Source organism: Winogradskyella pacifica, assembly GCF_013403915.1.
GTDB classification, from domain to species: Bacteria; Bacteroidota; Bacteroidia; order Flavobacteriales; family Flavobacteriaceae; genus Winogradskyella; species Winogradskyella pacifica.
In genome coordinates this window covers 1-529 of record NZ_JABFDI010000088.1, presented here as the reverse complement: position 1 = coordinate 529, position 529 = coordinate 1, and the positions used below count along the sequence as shown (strand labels likewise).

The 529-nt window shown below is 66.5% G+C and carries 1 protein-coding gene; it reads right to left on the bottom strand.

Going from position 1 to position 529, the window contains the following annotated elements:
* The coding region (locus tag HM984_RS18150; RefSeq protein WP_179350134.1) for a carboxyl transferase domain-containing protein at positions 1-529 on the bottom strand (529 nt) is incomplete at both ends.

Sequence of the window (529 nt, the reverse complement as noted above, 5' to 3'; positions counted from 1 at the left end):
CCGCCGTGGTAGCGGGAGACGACGCAGAAGACGATCGGTCCGTCGAAGTTGACGATGGCCCGTCCGATTTCGGCGCCGTATTCGAGTTGCAGGGTGCGTAGTGATTCGGGGGAGCCGTCGAAGCCGGAGAGGTTGGCGAGGACGACGATGGGGCGGCTGCCGCTGGCGGCGTTGATGGCGCGGGCGGTTTTCTTGGAGCTGCTGGGGAACAGTGTGCCCGAGGTCCATTGGTCGGGTCCGTCGGCGGGGAACCAGCCTTTGCGGGCGAAGGCGCGTGATTCGATGCCGATGACGCTGACGGGGATGCCGGCCAGGTGTGCGTCGATGACGACGGAGGTGTCCGCATCGGCCATGTCGGCCCATCGTTCGAGGACGGTGTGGTCTTGGTCGACGACGGCGCGCATGACGGTGCGGATGTCGAAGGGTTTCTTGCGGTCCGGGTTGGTGACGGGTGAGAAGATGTCGCCGACGGTGGTGAAGTCCGATGCCGGGTGCACGTGTGGGTAGCTGCGGACGTCGCGGTCGGCGG